General features: G+C 69.8%; 17 protein-coding genes and 2 pseudogenes. 5 read left to right on the plus strand and 14 right to left on the minus strand.

The window, feature by feature from the left end; translation table 11 throughout:
• The 5 genes from AOK23_RS13130 to AOK23_RS49710 form a co-directional block, all read right to left on the minus strand.
• Positions 1 to 1,117 (minus strand): hypothetical protein (locus AOK23_RS13130; RefSeq protein WP_055712896.1); only part of this gene is annotated, 1,117 nt, incomplete at its 3' end.
• Positions 1,114 to 2,142: a hypothetical protein gene (locus AOK23_RS13135; protein ID WP_055712897.1), complete on the minus strand. Its 1,029-nt coding sequence runs from the start codon at positions 2,140 to 2,142 to the stop codon at positions 1,114 to 1,116. The genes AOK23_RS13130 and AOK23_RS13135, both read right to left, overlap by 4 nt.
• A 5-nt stretch (positions 2,143 to 2,147) precedes the next feature.
• Positions 2,148 to 2,612: a hypothetical protein gene (locus AOK23_RS13140; protein ID WP_157878019.1), complete on the minus strand. Its 465-nt coding sequence runs from the start codon at positions 2,610 to 2,612 to the stop codon at positions 2,148 to 2,150.
• A 98-nt stretch (positions 2,613 to 2,710) separates the two neighbouring features.
• Positions 2,711 to 3,073, minus strand: a complete 363-nt coding sequence (locus AOK23_RS13145) for a hypothetical protein (RefSeq protein ID WP_055712899.1) — start codon at positions 3,071 to 3,073, stop codon at positions 2,711 to 2,713.
• Between the two features lie 79 nt (positions 3,074 to 3,152).
• The gene (locus AOK23_RS49710; protein WP_055712900.1) at positions 3,153 to 3,686 is read right to left on the minus strand and encodes a hypothetical protein; all 534 of its coding nucleotides are present in this window, start codon (positions 3,684 to 3,686) and stop codon (positions 3,153 to 3,155) included.
• Positions 3,687 to 4,708: 1,022 nt separating this feature from the next.
• Here AOK23_RS49710 and AOK23_RS13155 point away from each other — a divergent pair.
• Together AOK23_RS13155 and AOK23_RS13160 are read left to right on the plus strand one after the other, a co-directional pair.
• Entirely contained in the window at positions 4,709 to 7,306 is a 2,598-nt protein-coding gene (locus tag AOK23_RS13155; protein ID WP_055712901.1) for a hypothetical protein, read from the plus strand.
• Positions 7,303 to 8,163: an immunity 49 family protein gene (locus tag AOK23_RS13160; RefSeq protein ID WP_055712902.1), complete on the plus strand. Its 861-nt coding sequence runs from the start codon at positions 7,303 to 7,305 to the stop codon at positions 8,161 to 8,163. The genes AOK23_RS13155 and AOK23_RS13160 overlap by 4 nt, the downstream gene beginning before the upstream one ends.
• Before the next feature lie 543 nt (positions 8,164 to 8,706).
• On the opposite strand, the gene AOK23_RS13165 is transcribed toward AOK23_RS13160, so the two are convergent.
• A complete protein-coding gene (locus AOK23_RS13165; protein ID WP_107102777.1) occupies positions 8,707 to 9,177 on the minus strand; it encodes an ATP-binding protein in 471 nt (156 codons plus the stop codon).
• A gap of 164 nt (positions 9,178 to 9,341) precedes the next feature.
• Here AOK23_RS13165 and AOK23_RS13170 point away from each other — a divergent pair.
• Together AOK23_RS13170 and AOK23_RS13175 are read left to right on the plus strand one after the other, a co-directional pair.
• Positions 9,342 to 10,157 (plus strand): annotated as a pseudogene (locus tag AOK23_RS13170) (helix-turn-helix domain-containing protein); the annotation flags it as partial.
• A 170-nt stretch (positions 10,158 to 10,327) separates the two neighbouring features.
• Positions 10,328 to 10,534, plus strand: coding sequence for a DUF397 domain-containing protein (locus AOK23_RS13175; RefSeq protein ID WP_055712904.1), 207 nt, complete (start codon positions 10,328 to 10,330; stop codon positions 10,532 to 10,534).
• Positions 10,535 to 10,591: 57 nt separating this feature from the next.
• Here AOK23_RS13175 and AOK23_RS13180 read toward each other — a convergent pair whose 3' ends face one another.
• The 8 genes and pseudogenes from AOK23_RS13180 to AOK23_RS13205 all read right to left on the minus strand — a co-directional run bounded on the left by AOK23_RS13180 (position 10,592) and on the right by AOK23_RS13205 (position 18,428).
• Complete coding sequence (locus AOK23_RS13180; protein ID WP_476718300.1) at positions 10,592 to 11,887, minus strand: HsdM family class I SAM-dependent methyltransferase; 1,296 nt, start codon at positions 11,885 to 11,887, stop codon at positions 10,592 to 10,594.
• Between the two features lie 45 nt (positions 11,888 to 11,932).
• Positions 11,933 to 12,106, minus strand: a pseudogene (locus AOK23_RS52215) (SAM-dependent DNA methyltransferase); the annotation flags it as partial.
• Positions 12,107 to 12,294: 188 nt separating this feature from the next.
• Positions 12,295 to 12,435: a hypothetical protein gene (locus AOK23_RS47825; protein WP_157878020.1), complete on the minus strand. Its 141-nt coding sequence runs from the start codon at positions 12,433 to 12,435 to the stop codon at positions 12,295 to 12,297.
• 174 nt (positions 12,436 to 12,609) lie between these two features.
• Positions 12,610 to 14,361, minus strand: a complete 1,752-nt coding sequence (locus tag AOK23_RS13185; RefSeq protein WP_079049455.1) for a bifunctional uroporphyrinogen-III C-methyltransferase/uroporphyrinogen-III synthase — start codon at positions 14,359 to 14,361, stop codon at positions 12,610 to 12,612.
• Complete coding sequence (hemC, locus tag AOK23_RS13190; RefSeq protein WP_055712906.1) at positions 14,358 to 15,350, minus strand: hydroxymethylbilane synthase; 993 nt, start codon at positions 15,348 to 15,350, stop codon at positions 14,358 to 14,360. Before hemC ends, AOK23_RS13185 begins: the two co-directional genes overlap by 4 nt.
• A complete protein-coding gene (locus tag AOK23_RS13195) occupies positions 15,347 to 17,071 on the minus strand; it encodes a glutamyl-tRNA reductase (RefSeq protein WP_055712907.1) in 1,725 nt (574 codons plus the stop codon). The genes hemC and AOK23_RS13195 overlap by 4 nt, the downstream gene beginning before the upstream one ends.
• Positions 17,068 to 17,823: a redox-sensing transcriptional repressor Rex gene (locus AOK23_RS13200; RefSeq protein ID WP_055519708.1), complete on the minus strand. Its 756-nt coding sequence runs from the start codon at positions 17,821 to 17,823 to the stop codon at positions 17,068 to 17,070. The genes AOK23_RS13195 and AOK23_RS13200 overlap by 4 nt, the downstream gene beginning before the upstream one ends.
• A 317-nt stretch (positions 17,824 to 18,140) precedes the next feature.
• Positions 18,141 to 18,428 carry a glutaredoxin family protein gene (locus AOK23_RS13205; RefSeq protein ID WP_206336192.1) on the minus strand — a complete coding sequence of 96 codons (288 nt, stop codon included), beginning with the start codon at positions 18,426 to 18,428 and terminating at the stop codon, positions 18,141 to 18,143.
• Between the two features lie 150 nt (positions 18,429 to 18,578).
• Between AOK23_RS13205 and AOK23_RS13210 the strand changes: the two genes are divergently transcribed.
• The coding region (locus AOK23_RS13210) for an HAD family hydrolase (RefSeq protein ID WP_079049457.1) at positions 18,579 to 19,456 on the plus strand (878 nt) is incomplete at its 3' end.

A 19,456-nucleotide genomic window follows, 5' to 3' on the forward strand; every position in this document is an offset into this window, starting at 1 on the left:
CCTCGGCACCCGCCCCGGACCCCTCGGCGCCCATCCCGGGGCCGTGGGGGCCCATTCCGGAGCCGTGGGGGCCCGCCCCGGCACCCGCCACGATGTCCGTCAGCAGCTCACGGGTCGTGCGCGTCAGGGCCGGCTCCTTGTGCCAGAACGTCACCAGCACGGCCAGCTCCTGCACGTTCTTGTGCGCGGCCGCATACCGCCGCACCAGGGCGCACTTGGCGGGGGACGCCGTGTCGCCCCTGGCGAGCAGCGCGCAGAGCTTCACCACGTGCCGGGGCTGCGCGGTGCGGCCGATGTGCTCGGCGAGGGCGTCGTGTCCGGCGCCGCGCCGGGCGATGAGCCGCGCCACCAGTTCCCTCGTGCGCTCCACCTCCGTGGCGTCCGAGGCGTTCAGCCGTTCCTCGACCCAGTGTTCCAGGACCCGCCCGGCGGGGCTGAGGTGCTGGAAGGCGCCCGCGAGGTCGGCCATCTCCTCACCCTCCTCGCCCGCCCCACCCGGCCCCGCGGCTCCCGGCGGGCTGTCGGCGATCGCCCGCAGGGTCAGCCCGAGCAGCCGGTCGGCCTCGCGGTGGCAGCCCTCGTCGCGCAGCGCGGTGTGCAGCAGCGCCTTGTCGAGGTTGGTCCGGCCGGAACCGGGGCTCGCGAACACCTGCACGGTCCGCTTGGCGAGCGTCGGTTCCCGCTGCTCCAGGACCCGCACGAACACCGCCACGTCGAACGCGGTGCGCTGGCAGGCCACGTCGTGCACGATGCTCGCGGTGATCGGGGCGCGCTCGCCGCCCGACTCGGCCTCGTACTGCATCAGCGCCAGCTCGGCCGCCTCGCCGACCGGCCGGGACAGGGCCGCCGTCGCCATCAGCATCACCGCGTCCCGCCCGTCGAAGTGGTCGGCGAGCCGGACCAGTTCGTGGACGGGGCGGCGCAGCGCGAAGGCGTGCAGGGCCCGCATGGCCATGGCCTCGCGGTGCTCCTCCCGCATCCGGCTCAGGATGCCCACGAACTGGGCGACCTGGATCCGCGTCACCCAGGCGTACGCCTCGTTGAGCGACTCGGCGAGGTCCAGCTGGAACAGGTGCTCGGTCCGGCGGCCGGCCGCCTGGCCGTGGGTCCCGCTCATCCGCCGCCCAGCATCGCGGGTTCGATCTCGCCCCAGTACCTGACGAAGTCGACCGGGTCGGGCAGGAGTTCGGCGGCCCGTCGGTCCACGCGGTGGGCCAGCTCGCGGCTCTGCTCGTCGCCCGCCTTGAGCCGTACGACGACCCGGCCCGCGAGGTCGGGGCGGCGCATCAGGTCGGGCAGGTTGCGCTCCCCGTTGAGGAGCAGCTCGCGGACCCAGCCGTCCACGGTGTCCAGCACGCGCGCCCGGGGCCGGCGGCCCTTCGCGTGGTTGGTGAAGAGGGTGGCCGCCTCGGAGGCGTCGTTGAGCAGCATCCGGGGCGCGTGGTGGACCCCGCACTCCTGCATGCTCTCGTCGATCCCGGCGCGAAGCGCGCCGAGCGTGAGGTCGTCGGGGTGGTCGGGCATGCCCTCGCCGAGGACGTTCAGCAGATGCCCGCTGAACGGGGTGCAGGTGTCCAGCGGGCTCGGCAGGTTCGCGCAGGCGTCGGCCCAGGCGTTGTGGACGGTGCCGCCGACCGCCGTGAGCACACAGGTGCCCTGGTAGCGGGTGCCGAGGGCGCCCGGCAGCGCGGACTCGGGTCCCAGGTGGGGCAGCATGTTGGAGTAGCAGCAGTCGGCGATCAGCACCTTGAGGCCGGCCTTGCTCTTCCTGATCGCCCGGTACACGTACCAGGCGGACAGCCAGGTCCAGGGCTCGTTGATCCGGGACGAGCCGACCGCGAAGTGGACCTGCCCGCCGGGTACGTCCTGCCAGTAGGCGCCGTGTCCGACGTACACCACGAGCAGGGTGTCCTGGGGTCCCTCCCCGGCGGCGGCCGCGTCGTGGAGGGCACGCATCACACCGTCCGCGGTCCGGGTTCGCTCCGGCTCCAGCACGGCGGCGCCGGCCTCCGCGCCCCACTGCGGGTCCCGGGCCAGCGCCGCCCCGTACGCGCGAGCGCTCGCCTCGATCGTCGGATACCCGTCTATGCCGGAGTCGTCGTCATACGCCCCGACACCGATCACCAGCGCCCGCGACGCCATGCCCGTCAGCTCCCTTCGGGGGTGGCGGGCCCCGCGGGACCGCCGGAGTCGTCACCGGGGCGCCGCGGCGGTTCGGGAACCTGCGGCGGCTCGGGGTCCTGCGCCGGAGGCGGCGTCGGTGTGGCCGTCGAGGCCCCCGCGGCGGGCGGAGTCCCCGGAGTGTCCGGTTCTCCCGGGGCGCCCGGCGTCTGCGGCATCTGGAAGACGATGGTGACCGTCGGCGGGTCGAGCCGCCGCCCCCGCCAGGTGTCGACCGCCCGCTGCGCGGCGACCCCCATCGCGGCTCCCACCGCGCCCTCCAGCAACGCCTCCAACAGGGTGAAGGCGAGATCACCGCCCAGCGTGCCCTTCTGCCCGACCGTCTCCAGCCGCCAGTCAAGGCCCGTCTCCCGGCCCAGCTCTTCGAGCAGTTCCTGCGGCTCGTCCAGCCCGACCGGCCCCTCGACCTTCACGGAGATCATCGCTGTCATGCTCCCGTGCCTCCCCCGTTGGCCCGCGCGATACACGTCCACTCTGCCAGCGCGAACGCCCGTTCCGCGAGGGTGAACTGACGCACACCGCGACCGCCTTACGCCCCCTGGACGCCACCCCCGTGCGTACCGGTGCCTTCCTCGCCCCTGACGACCCGCAGAGCGGGCCCCGGCGCGAACTCCCCGATCTCGAACGCGGCGTCCCGCCAGTGCGCCGCCAGATCCAGCTGCCGCTGGGGCTCATGGTCGGCGGGTGGCCCCGGCTGGCAGGGCAGAACGGGGTGCAGAACCGCCACGGCGAACCGCACGGCGTGCATGGCGGCCCCGGCATAGGGTTCCGCGAAGCCTTCCCCGGCGCCCGTCCGCTTCAGTTCCTCCAGTGCGGCAGCCGCTTGACGCAGGGTGCTGTACACCTCCACGTAGGCGGAGTGAGTCGTGTGGTGGGGCATGGGGTAGGCCATGTCAGCTCCCTCGAAGTGGTGGGGCGTTCAGATCGGTTCGAAGGCTCATACGCCCCGCGAGGCGCTGCCTGCCGGGCGCTCAGGCCGCACGGCCGCAGACGGCTTCCGCTTCGGCGGTACGACGGTCGCGCTCGGCGCGGCAGTCCCGACACCACGTGCCCTCCGGTTGGCGGAAGGCACGATTGCAGCCACCCGCGCAGTCGACCATGGGGTACGAGGGGGACGCCTCGGCCTCTGGGTCCCCTCTTCTCTCGGGAACCACGGGCATGGGCGGCAGCGTTGGTGGCAGCAGTTCCCTCAACCGGTAGGCGAGGAACCCGGCCGGATGCTCGACGAGGGCGGGAACGTTCGCCGTCATGGCGTGGTGCACCGCCGTCACACTGGCACCGTTGTCGAACCAGGCGATGACGGCCGGAGTGAGGCGGCGTATGTCCCGCCGGGAAAGCGTGAACCGGTCGTCGGTCCGGCGCAGCCCCACGAGCAGGGCGACGGCCTTGTCGTGGTGTTCGCTGCCGGACGACTGGGGTTCGGCGGACTCCGAGGCGGTGGGCTCCGGGGCGGTCGGCTCCGAGGCGGCGAATACGCCGTCTTCGGCGCGGGCGGCGTCTTCCACGCCCGCGCCGGGACCGGAGCGGATGGAACGGCGGGCGGCACGGAATCCGCAGAGCCCGGCGGACTCGCGGAAACGCCCTGGCCGACAGGCACAGGCCGCGGCGGCGGCGCGGCGGTGAAGCCCGCCCCGTCCGTCACCGTCCGGCGGGCACGCGTGAGCGCCGGAGCGTTGTAAGCGTACGTCCGCGTGACGACGCGCCCCCCGTCGACTCGCTCCCGCACCCGCTCGATGTACCCGTGCGCCTCCAACTCACGCAGGGCGAAGGCGATCCGGTCCCGCCCCTCGGGGAACCGCTCGGCGAGGGTGCGGATGTCGGCGGAGGCACCCTGGGGCAGCGAGAGGATGTGGGTCCCGAGCCCGATGGCGGTCAGGGACAACTCACGGTGCTGCGCGAGGTGGTTGCCGATGATCGTGAACCGGTCGGGCTGGTACTCCCTGATGTGGGTGACCCCGGAACGGGTGGCGCTTTGCCGAACAGGCGGCTGCGGGCACACGGCGCCGCTAGGCTTCGTCTCAGCCATAGGGAAGAGCCTCTAGATCTTCCTCGGATGGTCAGGCCCTCGCACTGGGAGGTGGAAGTCCCGGCGGGGGCCGACGCATGTCTGCGGTTGTCTCGGCCGAGCCTGCACGCCCAAACCTCCCTCCCGCCAGAGAAGTTGGAACAGTTCACTCCGCAGAGTGACGAACACGGGGTTTGGATCGGTTTGGAAGGTTTATCTCCCAGGAGTTCTTTCTCTCTTATCGCCCGCCACCCCGACATACGGACGACCGGGACCCGCGTTTCCGGGCTCCGGTACGAGGCGCTTCGGCGGGCCGACGAGGTGGCGTGGAGAGGGCCGGGGCAGCCCCGAGAGATGAGCTTTGGCCAGAAGTACGTAGGATCACGATCGCAATTTTGGTACAAATGATCGACTGGGCGTCCCCGTGCGTCCGTACATCGGAGCGCCAGACGTACGTGCGGGGCGTTGAGTTGAGAACAGGGATCGGCGAACGAATCCGCGAAGGCGTCCACGGGGGTAGACGTGAGCGAGGACAGGCCCGTTGTCTCGGCCGAGATACCGGAGTTCACGGGAAATCTGGAGCAACTTGAGGCGGACGCCGGGGACATCGCGTTCGACGGCATGGCGATCGGCGCGGCGGGTCTGCTGATCGACGCCAACTTCAACCTGCTGGAACCTTTCTACAAGGCCCCCGAGGCCGACCAGCTCTTCGCGACGACGGCGCCGGTCGCATCGGCCGGCAACGACCTGCACACCGAGCTGGGCACGGTCTCCCAGGCACTGCTCGACTACGCGGCCGAGGTCCGGCCCCTGGTCGACCGGCTCAACACGCTCCGCGAGGAGGCCGCGGCGTTCGAACGGCGCGTAGCGGACGACGACGACTGGGTCGCGGACGGCGACCTCATCGACGAGAACACGGCCCGCCGCAACGCGGTGAACGCCGCCTGGTCCGCCTTCCAGGCCGCAGAGCGGGCATGCCACAACAAGATCGTCGCGCTGGTCGGCGGAGAGCCGCTCGTCGTCGGCGACGGGTCGAACAAAGAGAACATGTACGGCTACCGGGCCGAGGACCTCAACAATGCCGGGGGTCTGCCGTGGGGCGACGTCGTCGAGGAGTCCAACCCCTGGTACTACTTCCACGAGCACGCCTGGGACTTCACGGTCGGCTTCGTCGTGGACGGCGTGTGGGGCACGATCAAGGGCCTCGGCACACTGGTCGGCTTCAACGGGTGGGACGCCGCGGGACAGGCCTGGGTCGGCCTCGGCAAGCTCGCGACCGGCGTCCTGATCACGGGAACGCCGCTCGGTGCCGCGTACTGGCTGACCCCGGCCGACAAACTCCCCTCCTGGCTGCGCGACTCCCGTACGGCGGTCGTGGAGACCGGGAAGGCGCTCATCGCGTACGACGAGTGGGGCAAGAACCCTTCCCGGGCGGCCGGGGCGGTCACGTTCAACGTCTTGACCACGATCTTCACCGGCGGAACAGGCGGCGCGGTCGCGGCGACCGGCAAGGCCGGGGCGATCGCGAAGGCCCTCTCCTTCGCGGGCAGGGCGGGGCGGATCGTCGACCCGATGACGTACATCGCGAAGGGCATCGGCGGGACCGCCGTGAAGATCGGTGACGTCATGGCCGGGCTGCGGGGCATCACGAACGGCACGCACATCAGGCTCGGCGAAGGCACGTATCGAATAGCCGATGCCCCGAACATCGCCGACGACCTCCCGGCCGGCCTCACTCCGGAGAACTCCGTCCGCATGACCACCGCCGAGGGCGAGGTCGTCTACCTCGACACCAAGACCCTGGTCATGCACAACGCGGACGGGACGATACGGGAGTCCCTGGACGCCATCCGCCACGAGGCCACGGCGGAGCAGCGGGCCGGGCAGACCGCCGCACGACAGGAGGAGCCCGCGAGTGGCGTCGGCGAGCGGGAGCCGACCGCGGTGGGGGCTGGTGCGCGGGGCGGGGACGCCGCGGCGGTCGGTGGTCGCGGAAGCGACACGGTGACCACGGGCGGCCGAGGCGGCGACGGGCCGGAGGAAACCGGCGGCCGTCGTGACGACAATGCACCAGAGGGCCGGGGTGGCGGTGGTCCGAACGATGTCGGGCGCACCGGTGACGACGCGGCAAGCGACGGATCGAACGACGGTCCGCGGTCCGACGGCGACGGTCCTGGTCCTGGCCCTGGTCCGACAGGGCAGACAACGCGACCTGCCTTCATGCGCGAGGGAGACAATCCCTATGGGCCCAGGGGGTCGCTGTCGTTGGAGCAGATCGAGGAGATTCAGGTCTACCGCGCCAACCATGAGCCGGGATACATGGAGCGATATTACAAGGAAAATGGTTGGCGGAAGAATCTAAAGCTCCAGGACGAGAGCGGGTTCACGCCACCCCAGCTCGCTCGACTCTCGGATGACGCACCATGGATTCAGGCCAAGGAAACTCCTGCAGCACCTGAACCGCATTTCCTCGACGACGACTACATAAGCGTGGGCGCAGACACTGTCACAAGCCAAGCAAGGATTGAGGTTCTCGACAGAGCGGCACAGGAACGCCATTTCGCTGTCCAATGGGACAACGTCGTCAAGGAATGGAAGGCGGAGACCGGAAAGACCCATGAAATTCATGGCACGGCTGACTCTGCTGCGGAGTGGGGAGAGGCGCGAGGGGCGTACAAGGAGTCCCACACGGCCATGGGAAAGGCGACCGAGGCGTTCGGCGAGAACGCGGCGGAGCACCACTATATCGCCGAGCGCTACCCGGACTTCGAAAAACAGACCCTGCTCGGCCCGAAGAATGGGAACGATCAGTTCGACCAAGTATGGAAGCACGATGACGGCCGGATTGTCGTCGTCGAGGCGAAGAGCAGTACGGGAACGGAGCTCGGCGGTCGGTCCCTGCCGAACGGCAAAAAGGTTTCCCAGGGAAGCAGAGAGTATTTCTTTGACATTCTCCGGGAAATGAGAAAGCGAGGAGAGATCGACCTCGTGGAGGATCTCAAGGCGGCGCTCAAAGAGGGCAAGCTGGAATATGTGGTCGTCAAGGGGGAGAGGAACTCGGGCACGTACACTGGCTACCAGTACCGACGGTTCGACATCAGCAGGGGGACCCTTCCGTGACCGTGACCATTGCCAGGCATGGTGTGGTGATCCCCGATACCGAGCGCTTTGTGGAGCGCCTCGGCGAAGCTGTCGCCCGCGACATCGACGAACTCGAAGAGTCGACAGAGATGATCGACTTCGCCTTCCCCAGTGCCGTCACGGCACTGCAGGCACGCTGCGTCGACGACCCCGAAGCATCGGCCGTGGAGACATGGGAAGCCGCGGTCAACGCGATGCAGTTGGGTTCGGCACTGTTCGCGGTGTCGGAGGCGAGAGAGGGGCACGTCGAGTGCCGTATCAACCACAAGATGCGTCGCCTTCCCGCGACCGGCAGGCTGTCCGCCGCCGATGCCGGGAACTGGCTCACCGCCTTCTGGCTGGCTGTCATCTGCCGTGACCAGCAGCGCATGACGCAACTCTGTGAGATTCCGGTGGAGCGGTTGCGTGCGCCGGAGGGGCAGTATGACGAATACATCTACCACTGGGTCGACACTCTGCAGACCTACTGGCTGCGGCGTCCCGGGCTGGTGGAGAAGTTGACGGTCACCCTCCAGTCCTCGGACGCCTCGGTTGCACGGATCGCGCCACGTGACCTGCTCCAGGGCGTCCTCTATCCGCCGATCAATCTCTTCTACAACTTCGTGCGCAGAAACGAGGCGGGCTTCGGTCCTGCCCTGGAGGAAGCGCTGAAACTGCACAGGCTGTACTGGACTCACGACGAGAGTCGGGAGGCGGACATCGACGGCGCTGTCGCCCTCGGTCCTCTTGCCGTCGCATGCCTCGCGTACGACGGCGGATTCCCTATCGGGATCGAGTCCGGCTATCTGCCCAAGCACCTTCTCCAGCGCGACTGGCTGGGTGAGTTCCCGACCTGACAGACCCGGTTGGGCAGGGCCTCCGAGGGGCCGCCCGGCTACGTGGCCGAGGGCGCGACCATACGCGTCGCGGACCGGACGGAGAACTCGTCTCCCCGAAGTACGGCGAGGGAGACGACACGGCCGCGCCCTCGCCCACCTCGCTCGGCAAGACATCACGGCTCGGGGTGTCGACCTTTCTCCGGTCATGGCCAAGAAGATCGATGTGTGCAGCAGAGCGCGGGAGCTCGCCTCCGCCGGGCCGACCACGATCGCGGCCTGAGACTGAGACGATCGAGCGCATGGGCAAACACCGCCGACCCGGCCCACCGAACCAGCCTCCACGCGCCGTCCCATATATTGACGCCGCCGCACCCTCGCCGCGTACGACAGGCGGCGCCGCCCACCTTTCGATCAGTACCGCCCTCACCGGCCGCTGCACTGCGGCGGTGGGTACCTCCGCCCTGAGCAGCCCGCGCGCTCTGGAGGAGTGGGACGGTTTCACCTTCGCCCCCGCCGGGACCGCGCCCAACCTGGCGGCGGCCCAGCGGTGGGTGAACTGCTTCAGCCTTTGGGACTCAGCTCGGCCCAAACCGTCTTGGACGGCGCCGGTCCGTCCACCACACCCCACCGATCCGCCAACTCCTCGACCAGCAAAAGCCCGTAGCCGTTTTCGGCCGGGGCTCCACCGGTGGCCGGCGTACGGACGGGCAGGCAGTCACCCCGGGTGTCGGTCACTTCGATACGGAGTGTGGCGAGCGGCGCGACGGACATGGCGAGGGTGAGGCGGAAGCTCCGGCCTGGGACCCGGCCATGCGAGGCGGCATTGGCGGCGAGTTCGGCGACGACAAGCCGTGCCGGGTCCAACGGCAGCCCCCACGAACGCAGTTGCTCCGTGGCCAGAAGTCTGGCCAGGCGCGCCCCGCGACGGGTGGCGGACAGCGGTACCGAGAACCGGCGGGCCGGATCGGCAAAGGCCTCGGACCCGGCGGGCACGGCAACGGAACTGCTGGTTCGGGTGAAGTGCTCTGTCATGTCACACAGAGTGGTTGCGCGTGCATAGCCTGTGAAGGGATGGTGCCCGTGCGGAGAGTGGCTGTCCGGGTGCGGGCCGACCGCTGTCCGGGCCGCACCGGGGTGACGCAGCACAGGCAACCAGAGTTGGGCACCTGGCGGCGCGGCGGGAGGCGGTGGACTGCGTGAGTGACTGGGACGTAGGACTGGAGGACGACGAGGCCGGGGCGGTGATGAAGACGGTCGCGCGGCAGCTCAAGCTGTGGCGTGAGACGGCCGGGCTCACCCAGGCGGAGTTCGGGGCGGCGATCGGGTACGGGGAGGAACTGGTCTCCTCGGTCGAGCGGGGACGGCGGATTCCCCGACCCGAGTACCTGGACCAGGCGGACGAGGTGCTGGGCGCGGGCGGCAAGATCGCGGCAATGAAGGGGGACTTGGCGGAGGTCCGGTATCCGAAGAAGGTGCGGGACGTGAAGCGCCTGGAGTCCGGGGCGGTCGAGATCTGCTCCTACCACAACTCGGTTGTCGATGGGCTGCTTCAGACCAGGCAGTACGCCGAAGCGGTGTTCACCTCGCGGCGCCCTCCGTTCACGGAAGAGGAACTGGAGCAACGGGTGGCTGCGCGGATGGCCCGGCAGGAAATTCTTTTCTGCCAGCCACTTTTCAGCTTTGTGTTGTGCGAGTCGACGCTACGCCGCTCGATCGGGGGCAAGATGGTGATGCGCGGGCAACTCGAACGGCTGTTGGAGACAAGCCAGGATCGAAACGTCGACCTGCAGGTTCTGCCCCTGAACCGGGAAGAAAACTCAGGGCTCGGTGGCCCCTTCCGCCTGCTCAAGCTCAAGGACGGGACAGCTGTCGGCCTGAACGAAGTACAACTCACCAACCGCGTGATCACTGACCCCAAGGAGACCACGGTCCTCGACATGCGCTACGGAACCATCCGGGCGCAGGCTCTCACGCCACGGGAGTCGCTGGCCTTCATCGAAAGAGTGCTAGGGGGTGTTTCGAAAGTCCTGTGCGGTGCCCGCGGTGTCCGGTGCGTGCTCTCGGCGTGCCGGACGAAAGCCCTCGTACTGGACGTACTTGGGCTTTCGGCCGGTGCGGCGAGAGTGCGTGCCGGGCGCCGTGGGTGCTGTGCGGGACTTTCGAAACACCCCCTAGGAGAGTCATGACCCTCAAGCCCTTCGGCGGATCCGGCAACGAATTGGAGTGGATCAAAAGCAGTTACAGCTCGGACGACGGCCCATCCTGCGTCGAAGTGGCAGTCATACCTGACCACATCCTCATCCGCGACTCCAAGACCCCTCGCGGCGCCCGCCTCACCCTCACCCCCACCGCTTGGGCGACGTTCCTGCCTTACGCCTCCGGGAACTGACGGACGAGACGCGCGGCCCCGCACCCGACTTTCACGGATACGGGGCCGCACACACTGTCAGTCCGTGACCAGAGCTGGCTCCGTGCTCTCGCCCTTGTCCCCACCCCGCGCCTGCTGCAGCGTCTCCGCAATCGCAGCGAACTCCTCCAGCGCGGCCTGAAGGTCTTCGACGATCTCGGCTGCCAGCACCTCGGGCGCGGGCAGGTTGTCGGCGTCGTCGAGGCTGGGGGCGCGGAGCCAGGTGATGTCGAGGTTGGCCTTGTCGCGGGCGACGAGTTCCTCGTACGTGTACGCCTTGAAGCGTTCTGTCTCGACGCGCTTGGAGCGGTCCTCGTCGGGGCGGTAGCACTGGACGAAGTCCTCAAGGTGCGCCCGGGTGAGCGGATTCTGCTTGAGAGTGAAGTGCTGGGCCGTACGGAAGTCGTAGACCCAGAGCTTCTTGGTCCAGGGTTGGTTGGGGCGGGCGGGCTTGCGCTCGAAGAAGAGCACGTTGGCCTTGACGCCGCCCGCGTAGAAGATCCCGGTAGGCAGGCGCAGCAGCGTGTGCACGTCGTACTCGTTCAGCAGCCGCCGCCGGATGGTCTCACCGGCTCCGCCCTCGAAGAGCACGTTGTCGGGAACGACGACGGCGGCCCGCCCATGAATCTCCAGCAGCGAGGCGATGTGCTGGACGACGTTGAGCTGCTTGTTGGTCGTGGTGACCCAGAAGTCGCGCCGCTCGTAGGCGATGGCCTCCCGGGCGGCGGTACCGTCGTCGCCATAGACGGTGATGGACGACTTCTTGCCGAAGGGCGGGTTGGCGAGGACCAGACTCGCGCGCTTGTCGGGTGGGGCGGCGAGGGCGTCCTTGGTGCGGACGAGGGCGGGTCCGGTGGGCTGACCGATGCCGTGAAGGAAGAGGTTCATCGCGGCGAGCCGGGCGGTGTTGCGGACCAGCTCGGTACCCCAGATCCCGCCGCTGCTGAGGTGTTTGCGCTGCTCGGGGGTGAGCTGGTTGCCGTATTCCTGGAGGATGTACTCGGCGGCGGCAAGCAGGAAGCCGGCGGTTCCGCAGGCGGGGTCGGTGATCGTGTCGTCGGGCGTGGGCCGAACGCAGTCGATGATGGCCTGGATCAGCGGACGCGGCGTGAAGTACTGACCGGCACCCGACTTGATGTCCTCGGCGCCTCGGGACAGCAGCTCCTCGTAGGCGTCGCCCTTGATGTCGGTCTTCTGACCGGACCAGTTCTCCTTGTCGATCAGGTCCTTGACGAGGCGCTTGAGCTTGGCGGGGTCGTGGATGCGGTTCCTGGCCCCGTTGAAGATGAGGTGGAAGGTGGTGCCGGAGCGTTGGGCACCGAGGTCTTCCAGCAACTCCGCGTAGGCGACTTCGAGCGCGGCACCATCGTTCTTTAGCAGTTCGGGCCAGCCGCGGTTCTCCCAGACCGACCCCTCGGGCATGATCTGCTCGCGGAACATGGGAGGGCGGGTCTGCGCCTCGTGCGCCATCTTGAGGAACACGAGAAGGGTCAACTGCTCGACGTAGTCGATGGTGGAGACACCGTCGTCCCGCAGGACGTGGCAGTAACTCCAGAGCTTGTCGACGAGCCTCGGTCGTGGTCACGAGGGGATCTCCATGTCGAGGGTCGGTTGAATGGCGGTGGCGAGGGCTGGAGCGTTGGTCACGGGTGGCGGTGGCGCATCGAGTTTCGGCTGTGCTCTATCCGAAGTGCCCTTGCGATCAGCAGGTGCCGGGCGCGAGCTTCGGCGTCGGGACTTGGTCACTCCTCCGCCGCGCAGCCGAGCGTCACCAGTAAAGGCTCGTGTCCGATCAGGTGGCCGAAGTTGGACGAGCCCGCAGCCAGCCGCCTGACCTGCTCGTCGTCGCCACCAGCCGGGTTGCCCGCCGTTCCGATCGTCATCTGTTCCCCACGTTTCCGCGTTCATGCCATGAGCAAAGCCTTACTGGCTTACATGAACGCTTGTGCAGCGCAAGGGAATTGCCCGAGAAATCTGGAGCCCGCGACGGAAACAGGCGCCCACCCGCACAAAGGGCGGCAGCCGCAAGCGGCCACCGCCCCTCTCCACGCCTCACCTCAGGTCGTGTTGCGCCTCCGCCGAGCCCCCGGCCGCCGCTCGCTCGGCCGCGTCACCGGGTCCCCCGCCTCCAGCGCGGCCGCGCGCCGCCGCAGCCCGAAGTCGGCGAGCGCCTCGGCCAGCTTGTGCACGGACGGCTCGGGAGCCATCACGTCCACCCGCAGCCCGTGCTCCTCGGCGGTCTTCGCCGTCGCGGGCCCGATACAGGCGATCACGGTGACGTTGTGCGGCTTGCCGGCGATGCCGACCAGGTTCCGCACGGTGGACGACGACGTGAACAGCACCGCGTCGAAGCCACCGCCCTTGATCGCCTCACGGGTCTCCGCCGGCGGCGGCGAGGCCCGCACGGTCCGGTAGGCGGTGACGTCGTCGACCTCCCACCCGAGCTCGATCAACCCGGCGACCAGCGTCTCCGTGGCGATGTCGGCCCGAGGCAGGAACACCCGGTCGATCGGGTCGAAGACGGGGTCGTACGGCGGCCAGTCCTCCAGCAGCCCGGCCGCGGACTGCTCACCGCTCGGCACCAGGTCCGGCTTCACCCCGAACGCGACCAGCGCCCTGGCGGTCTGCTCGCCCACCGCGGCGACCTTGATCCCCGCGAAGGCCCGGGCGTCGAGCCCGTACTCCTCGAACTTCTCCCGTACGGCCTTGACCGCGTTCACCGAGGTGAAGGCGATCCACTCGTACCGTCCGGTCACCAGGCCCTTGACCGCGCGCTCCATCTGCTGCGGGGTGCGCGGCGGTTCGACGGCGATCGTCGGGACCTCGTGCGGCACGGCCCCGTAGGACCGCAGCTGGTCGGAGAGCGAGGCGGCCTGCTCCTTCGTGCGCGGCACGAGGACCCGCCAGCCGAACAGCGGCTTGCTCTCGAACCACGACAACTGGTCGCGCTGGGCCGCGGCGGAACGCTCACCGACCACGGCTATCACCGGCCGGCCGCCCTCCGGCGAGGGCAGCACCTTGGCCTGCTTCAGCACCTGCGCGATCGTGCCGAGCGTGGCGGTCCAGGTCCGCTGCCGGGTCGTCGTACCGGCGACGGTGACGGTCAGCGGCGTATCGGGCTTGCGGCCGGCCGCGACCAGCTCACCGGCGGCGGCGGCCACGGTCTCCAACGTCGCCGAGACCACGACGGTCCCGTCGGACGCGCCGACCTCGGTCCAGCACCGCTCGGACGCCGTGCGCGCGTCCACGAAGCGCACGTCCGCGCCCTGCGCGTCCCGCAGCGGCACACCCGCGTAGGCGGGCACGCCCACGGCGGCCGCCACACCGGGCACCACCTCGAACGGCACACCCGCGGCGGCGCACGCCAGCATCTCCCCGGTGGCGTAGGTGTCCAGGCCAGGGTCCCCGGACACCGCACGGACGACCCGCTTGCCGCCCCTCGCGGCCTCCATGACAAGATGTGCCGCATCCCGCACAGCGGGTGCACCAACGGTTGTCGACGCGCCGTCAACAACCGTCAGCTGAGGCGTGCCTGTGCCCGAAAACGTATCCGCTGAAGTAGCCGCGGAAGAGGCCGAGGGCGCCGCGGCCACGGGCGACGGCGGGCCCGTGTCGGTGTCCAGTACGGCGACGCCCGGACGGGCATGCGCGCGCACCACGTCGAGCACGTCGTGCTCGGCGACGAGGACGTCCGCGTTCGCCAGCGCCTCCACGGCGCGCAGGGTCAGCAGTCCCGGATCCCCGGGTCCGGCACCGAGGAAGGTGACGTGACCGTGGTCCGGACCGGCGGAAAGGGTGGTGGGGCTCAATGTGCTCGCTCCCCCATCAGACCGGCCGCGCCCTTGGCGAGCATCTCGGCCGCGAGTTCACGGCCGAGCGCCATTGCCTGGTCGTGCGTCTCGGGCACGGGACCGGTGGTGGACAGCTGCACCAGCGTCGAGCCGTCGGTCGTGCCGACGACGCCGCGCAGGCGCATCTCCTTGACAGTCTGCCCGTCGGCCAGAAGGTCGGCGAACGCACCCACCGGGGCGCTGCAACCGGCCTCCAGGGCGGCGAGCAGGGACCGCTCGGCGGTCACGGCGGCCCGTGTGGACGGGTCGTCGAGTTCGCCGAGCGCGGCGACCAGCGGCGCGTTGTCCGCGACGCATTCGATCGCCAGTGCCCCCTGGCCGGGGGCGGGCAGAACGGTGTCGACCGAGAGGAAGTCGGTCGCCTCGTCGATCCGGCCGATCCGGTTCAGTCCGGCGGCGGCCAGCACGACGGCGTCCAGCTCACCCTTCCGCACGTATCCGATCCGGGTGTCTACGTTCCCGCGGATCGGCACCGTCTCGATCGTCAGGCCGTGGCTGCGCGCGTACGCGTTCAGCTGGGCCATCCGCCGCGGCGAGCCGGTGCCGACGCGGGCGCCGTCCGGCAGCTGGGCGAAGGTCAGGCCGTCGCGGGCGACCAGCACGTCCCGCGCGTCCTCGCGCACCGGCACGGCGGCCAGCACCAGCTCGGCGGGCTGCGCGGTCGGCAGGTCCTTGAGCGAGTGCACGGCGAAGTCGACGTCGCCGCGCAGCAGCGCCTCCCGCAGCGCGGTGACGAAGACGCCCGTGCCGCCGATCTGCGCCAGATGCTCGCGCGAGACGTCGCCGTACGTCGTGATCTCCACGAGTTCGACGGGCCGCCCGGTCACCTGCCGGACCGCGTCCGCCACCAGCCCCGACTGGGCCATGGCGAGCTTGCTCCGCCTGGTCCCGAGCCGCAGCGGCCCATCGGCTCGACGCTGGGGCGCCTCACGTGCCTGCTCACTCATGGTCGCCCTCGGTTCTCGGCGTTCTCTTGGCTGTCATCGGCCCGGGACACGGCGGCGACCGTCTCCTGGTCCAGGTCGAACAGGGTCCGCAGCGCGTCCGCGTACCCGGCGCCGCCGGGTTCGGCCGCGAGCTGCTTGACCCGTACGGTCGGCGCGTGCAGCAGCTTGTCGACGACGCGCCGCACGGTCTGGGTGATCTCGCCGCGGTGCTTGTCGTCGAGGCCGGGCAGTCGGCCCTCCAGGCGGGCTATCTCGCTCGCGACGACATCGGCGGCCATGGCGCGCAGCGCCACCACGGTGGGGGTGATGTGCGCGGCCCGCTGGGCGGCGCCGAAGGCGGCCACCTCGTCCGAAACGATCCTCCGCACCATGTCCACGTCGGCGGCCATCGGCGCGTCGGCGGAGGCCTCGGCGAGGGACTCGATGTCGACCAGGCGGACACCGGGCAGCCGGTGCGCGGCCGCGTCGATGTCCCGCGGCATGGCCAGGTCCAGCAGCGCGAGCACGGGCTCGGGCCGGGGCGCCTCGACGACCGGCTCGGGCCGGCGCAGTTCGGTGATCCGGCCGGTGACGGCGAAGGTCGCTGCGAGCGCGGCGATCAGCTCGGCGTCGGCGGCGGGCGTGCGGCGGGCGGCGGTGCGCCGGTCGACGGTCGCGTTGTCGACCCAGGCGGCGTGCTGCTCCAGCGTCGCCGCGTCCATCCCGGCGACCGCGGCCTCGCCGTGCACGGAGAAGCCGCCGCCCTGGACGGCGGGGAGGTCGAGCGGGCAGTCCTCGTCGGTGCCGACGGACGTCGGCGGCAGCACAGGCCGTATGTCGCCCCGCGTGTCCGCGCGGTGGTCGTGCCCGGTGGCGGCCGTGCCCTCGGGCACCCGGCCCTCGACGGCGGCGGCGACGGCGTCGGCGGTCAGGACCAGGCCCGTCGCACCGGTGCAGGAGACGACGACATCGGCACGTGTCAGCTCGGAAGGCACCGATTCCATCGGTACCGCGCGGGCCACCACGTCCGTTTCGCCCTTTTCACCCTGCTCGCCGAGGATCTGCGCGAGCCGCTCGGCCCGGTCGTACGTCCGGTTGGCGACCACGATCTCGGCGACCCCGGCCCGCGCCAGCGTGGCGGCGGCCAGCGACGACATCGACCCGGCGCCGATCACGACGGCCCGCTTGCCCCGGGCCCACGCCTCGACGGCGCCACCGGCGGTGAACTGCTCCAGGCCGAAGGTCACCAGCGACTGTCCGGCCCGGTCGATCCCGGTCTCGGAGTGTGCCCGCTTGCCGACCCTGAGGGCCTGCTGGAACAGGTCGTTCAGCAGCCGCCCGGCGGTGTGCAGCTCCTGCGCCCGGGCCAGCGAGTCCTTGATCTGCCCGAGGATCTGCCCCTCACCGACGACCATGGAGTCCAGCCCGCAGGCCACCGAGAACAGATGGTGGACGGCCCGGTCCTCGTAGTGCACGTACAGGTAGGGCGTCAGCTCGTCGAGCCCCACCCCGCTGTGCTGGGCCAGCAGCGTGGACAGCTCGGCGACACCGGCGTGGAACTTGTCGACGTCCGCGTACAGCTCGATGCGGTTGCAGGTGGCGAGGACGGCGGCCTCCGTGGCCGGCTCGGCGGCCACCGTGTCCTGAAGCAACTTGATCTGCGCGTCCAGGGACAGCGCGGCCCGCTCCAGCACACTCACCGGAGCGCTGCGGTGACTCAGCCCGACGACCAGGAGACTCATGCCGGCATCACGGCGGGGACATCCCCGTCGGGCCCTTTCCCGGACTCCTTGGGAGCCAGCGGTACGGCCGCGGACTCGCCCGCGGCCTCCTCCCCGGCCTTGCGCTGCTCGTGGAAGGCGAGGATCTGCAGCTCGATCGAGAGATCCACCTTGCGCACGTCGACACCGTCCGGCACGGAGAGAACGGTGGGCGCGAAGTTCAGGATGGACGTGACCCCGGCGGCGACGAGCCGGTCGCACACCTGCTGGGCGGCTCCGGCAGGGGTGGCGATCACGCCGATGGAGACCCCGTTGTCGTCGATGATCTTTTCCAGGTCGTCCGTGTGCTGCACCGGGATGCCCGCGACCGGCTTCCCCGCCATCGCCGGGTCGGCGTCTATCAGCGCGGCGACCCGGAACCCACGGGAGGCGAACCCGCCGTAGTTGGCCAGGGCGGCGCCGAGGTTACCGATACCGACGATCACGACCGGCCAGTCCTGAGTGAGGCCCAGCTCACGGGAGATCTGGTAGACGAGGTACTCGACGTCGTAGCCGACGCCCCGCGTCCCGTACGAACCGAGGTAGGAGAAGTCCTTGCGGAGCTTCGCGGAGTTGACCCCCGCCGCGGCCGCCAGCTCCTCGGATGAAACGGTGGGTACCGAGCGCTCCGACAGCGCGGTCAGGGCACGGAGGTACAGCGGAAGCCTGGCGACGGTGGCCTCGGGAATCCCTCGGCTGCGGGTCGCCGGTCGGTGAGTTCGGCCAGTTGCCACGGTGCTCCTGCGGGTAGAGCGGGGCTGCGGGCGGTCATGCGTCCCCAGACCGCCCCGTCGACAGCAGGCTATGTCTTTGTGAACGCGTGCACAAAGATGGTGTCCGATTTGCCCGGCCAACGTGACCGGGGTCACGCACGCTCGACGCGCACGCGTGGAACCGACACGGACGTGCCTTCGTTCCTCGCGCGACGCCCAGCTCGGCGCCTTGCTCCACGGGGGCAAAACCGCACACTCTCCTCACGAATCCCGCCCCCGAGACCAATCAGCCCGTCGATCCTAAGCGACTTTCTGGACCACTTGGACTGGCCGGTCAGTCACATCTGTGTAAGGGCTTTGCGCAGACGCGCCTCGTCCACCCGCCAGAACGTGTGTTGCGCCCCGTCCACCAGCACGACCGGGATCTGCTCCCAGTACGCGCGGTGCAGCTCCTCGTCCTGGGTGATGTCCTTCTTCTCCCAGGGCACCCCGAGCTCCCCGCACACCTTCTCGATCACCGACTGTGCGTCATCGCACAGATGACACCCCGGCTTGCCGATCAGTGTGACGAGTCGCTCCCCCGGCTCACGCGACCGTCGCCGAAACATGGCACTCATGCTCGCCATTGTCGCAGCGCAGGACGTGCCCCCTCGTCACCCGTCCCGCACCGGGACACGCCGTACGGACCACCTCTTTAACGACAAGGTCGTGGAGAGTTCACACCTTGCAAACCTCTCGACTCCGGAACCACCGAACAGACTGGCTATGCTCACGACATGGCCGCTCTAGGATGGCTCACTCCTCGTAGGCACTCCGCCACGGCACGGAGTGTGTTGGCAGGCGAGGCCTCAGCCGAGGCCGCGCGCAAGTCCTCCCGGGAACTGGAGGACCTCGCTCCCGCGCCCGACACCCCTGCCGCCGAACCGGAGTTCCCGGTCCTCGGCGACGAGAAGGCCGCGGCCTTCTTCGACCTCGACAACACGGTCATGCAGGGCGCGTCGCTGTTCCACTTCGGCCGGGGCCTGTACAAGCGGAAGTTCTTCGAGACCCGCGACCTCGCCCGATTCGCCTGGCAGCAGGCGTGGTTCCGACTCGCGGGCTCCGAGGACCCCGAGCACATGCAGGACGCCCAGAATTCCGCGCTCTCCATCGTCAAGGGCCACCGCGTCGCCGAACTGACCATCATCGGCGAGGAGATCTACGACGAGTACATGGCCGAGCGCATCTGGCCGGGCACCCGCGCCCTCGCCCAGGCCCACCTCGACGCCGGCCAGAAGGTGTGGCTGGTGACGGCCGCCCCCGTGGAGATCGCCCAGGTGATCGCCCGCCGCCTCGGCCTGACCGGGGCGCTCGGCACGGTCGCCGAGTCGGTCGACGGCGTCTACACCGGCAAGCTGGTCGGCGAACCGCTGCACGGCCCCGCGAAGGCGGAGGCCGTCCGCGCCCTGGCCGCCGCCGAGGGCCTGGACCTCTCCCGCTGCGCCGCCTACAGCGACAGCCACAACGACATCCCGATGCTGTCCCTGGTCGGCCACCCCTACGCGATCAACCCGGACTCCAAGCTCCGCAAGCACGCCCGCTCCATGGACTGGCGGCTGCGCGACTACCGCACGGCCCGCAAAGCGGCCAAGGTCGGCCTCCCGGCCGCGGCCGG

Origin of the sequence: Streptomyces torulosus (genome assembly GCF_001419765.1) — a bacterium.
GTDB lineage: Bacteria > Actinomycetota > Actinomycetes > Streptomycetales > Streptomycetaceae > Streptomyces > Streptomyces torulosus.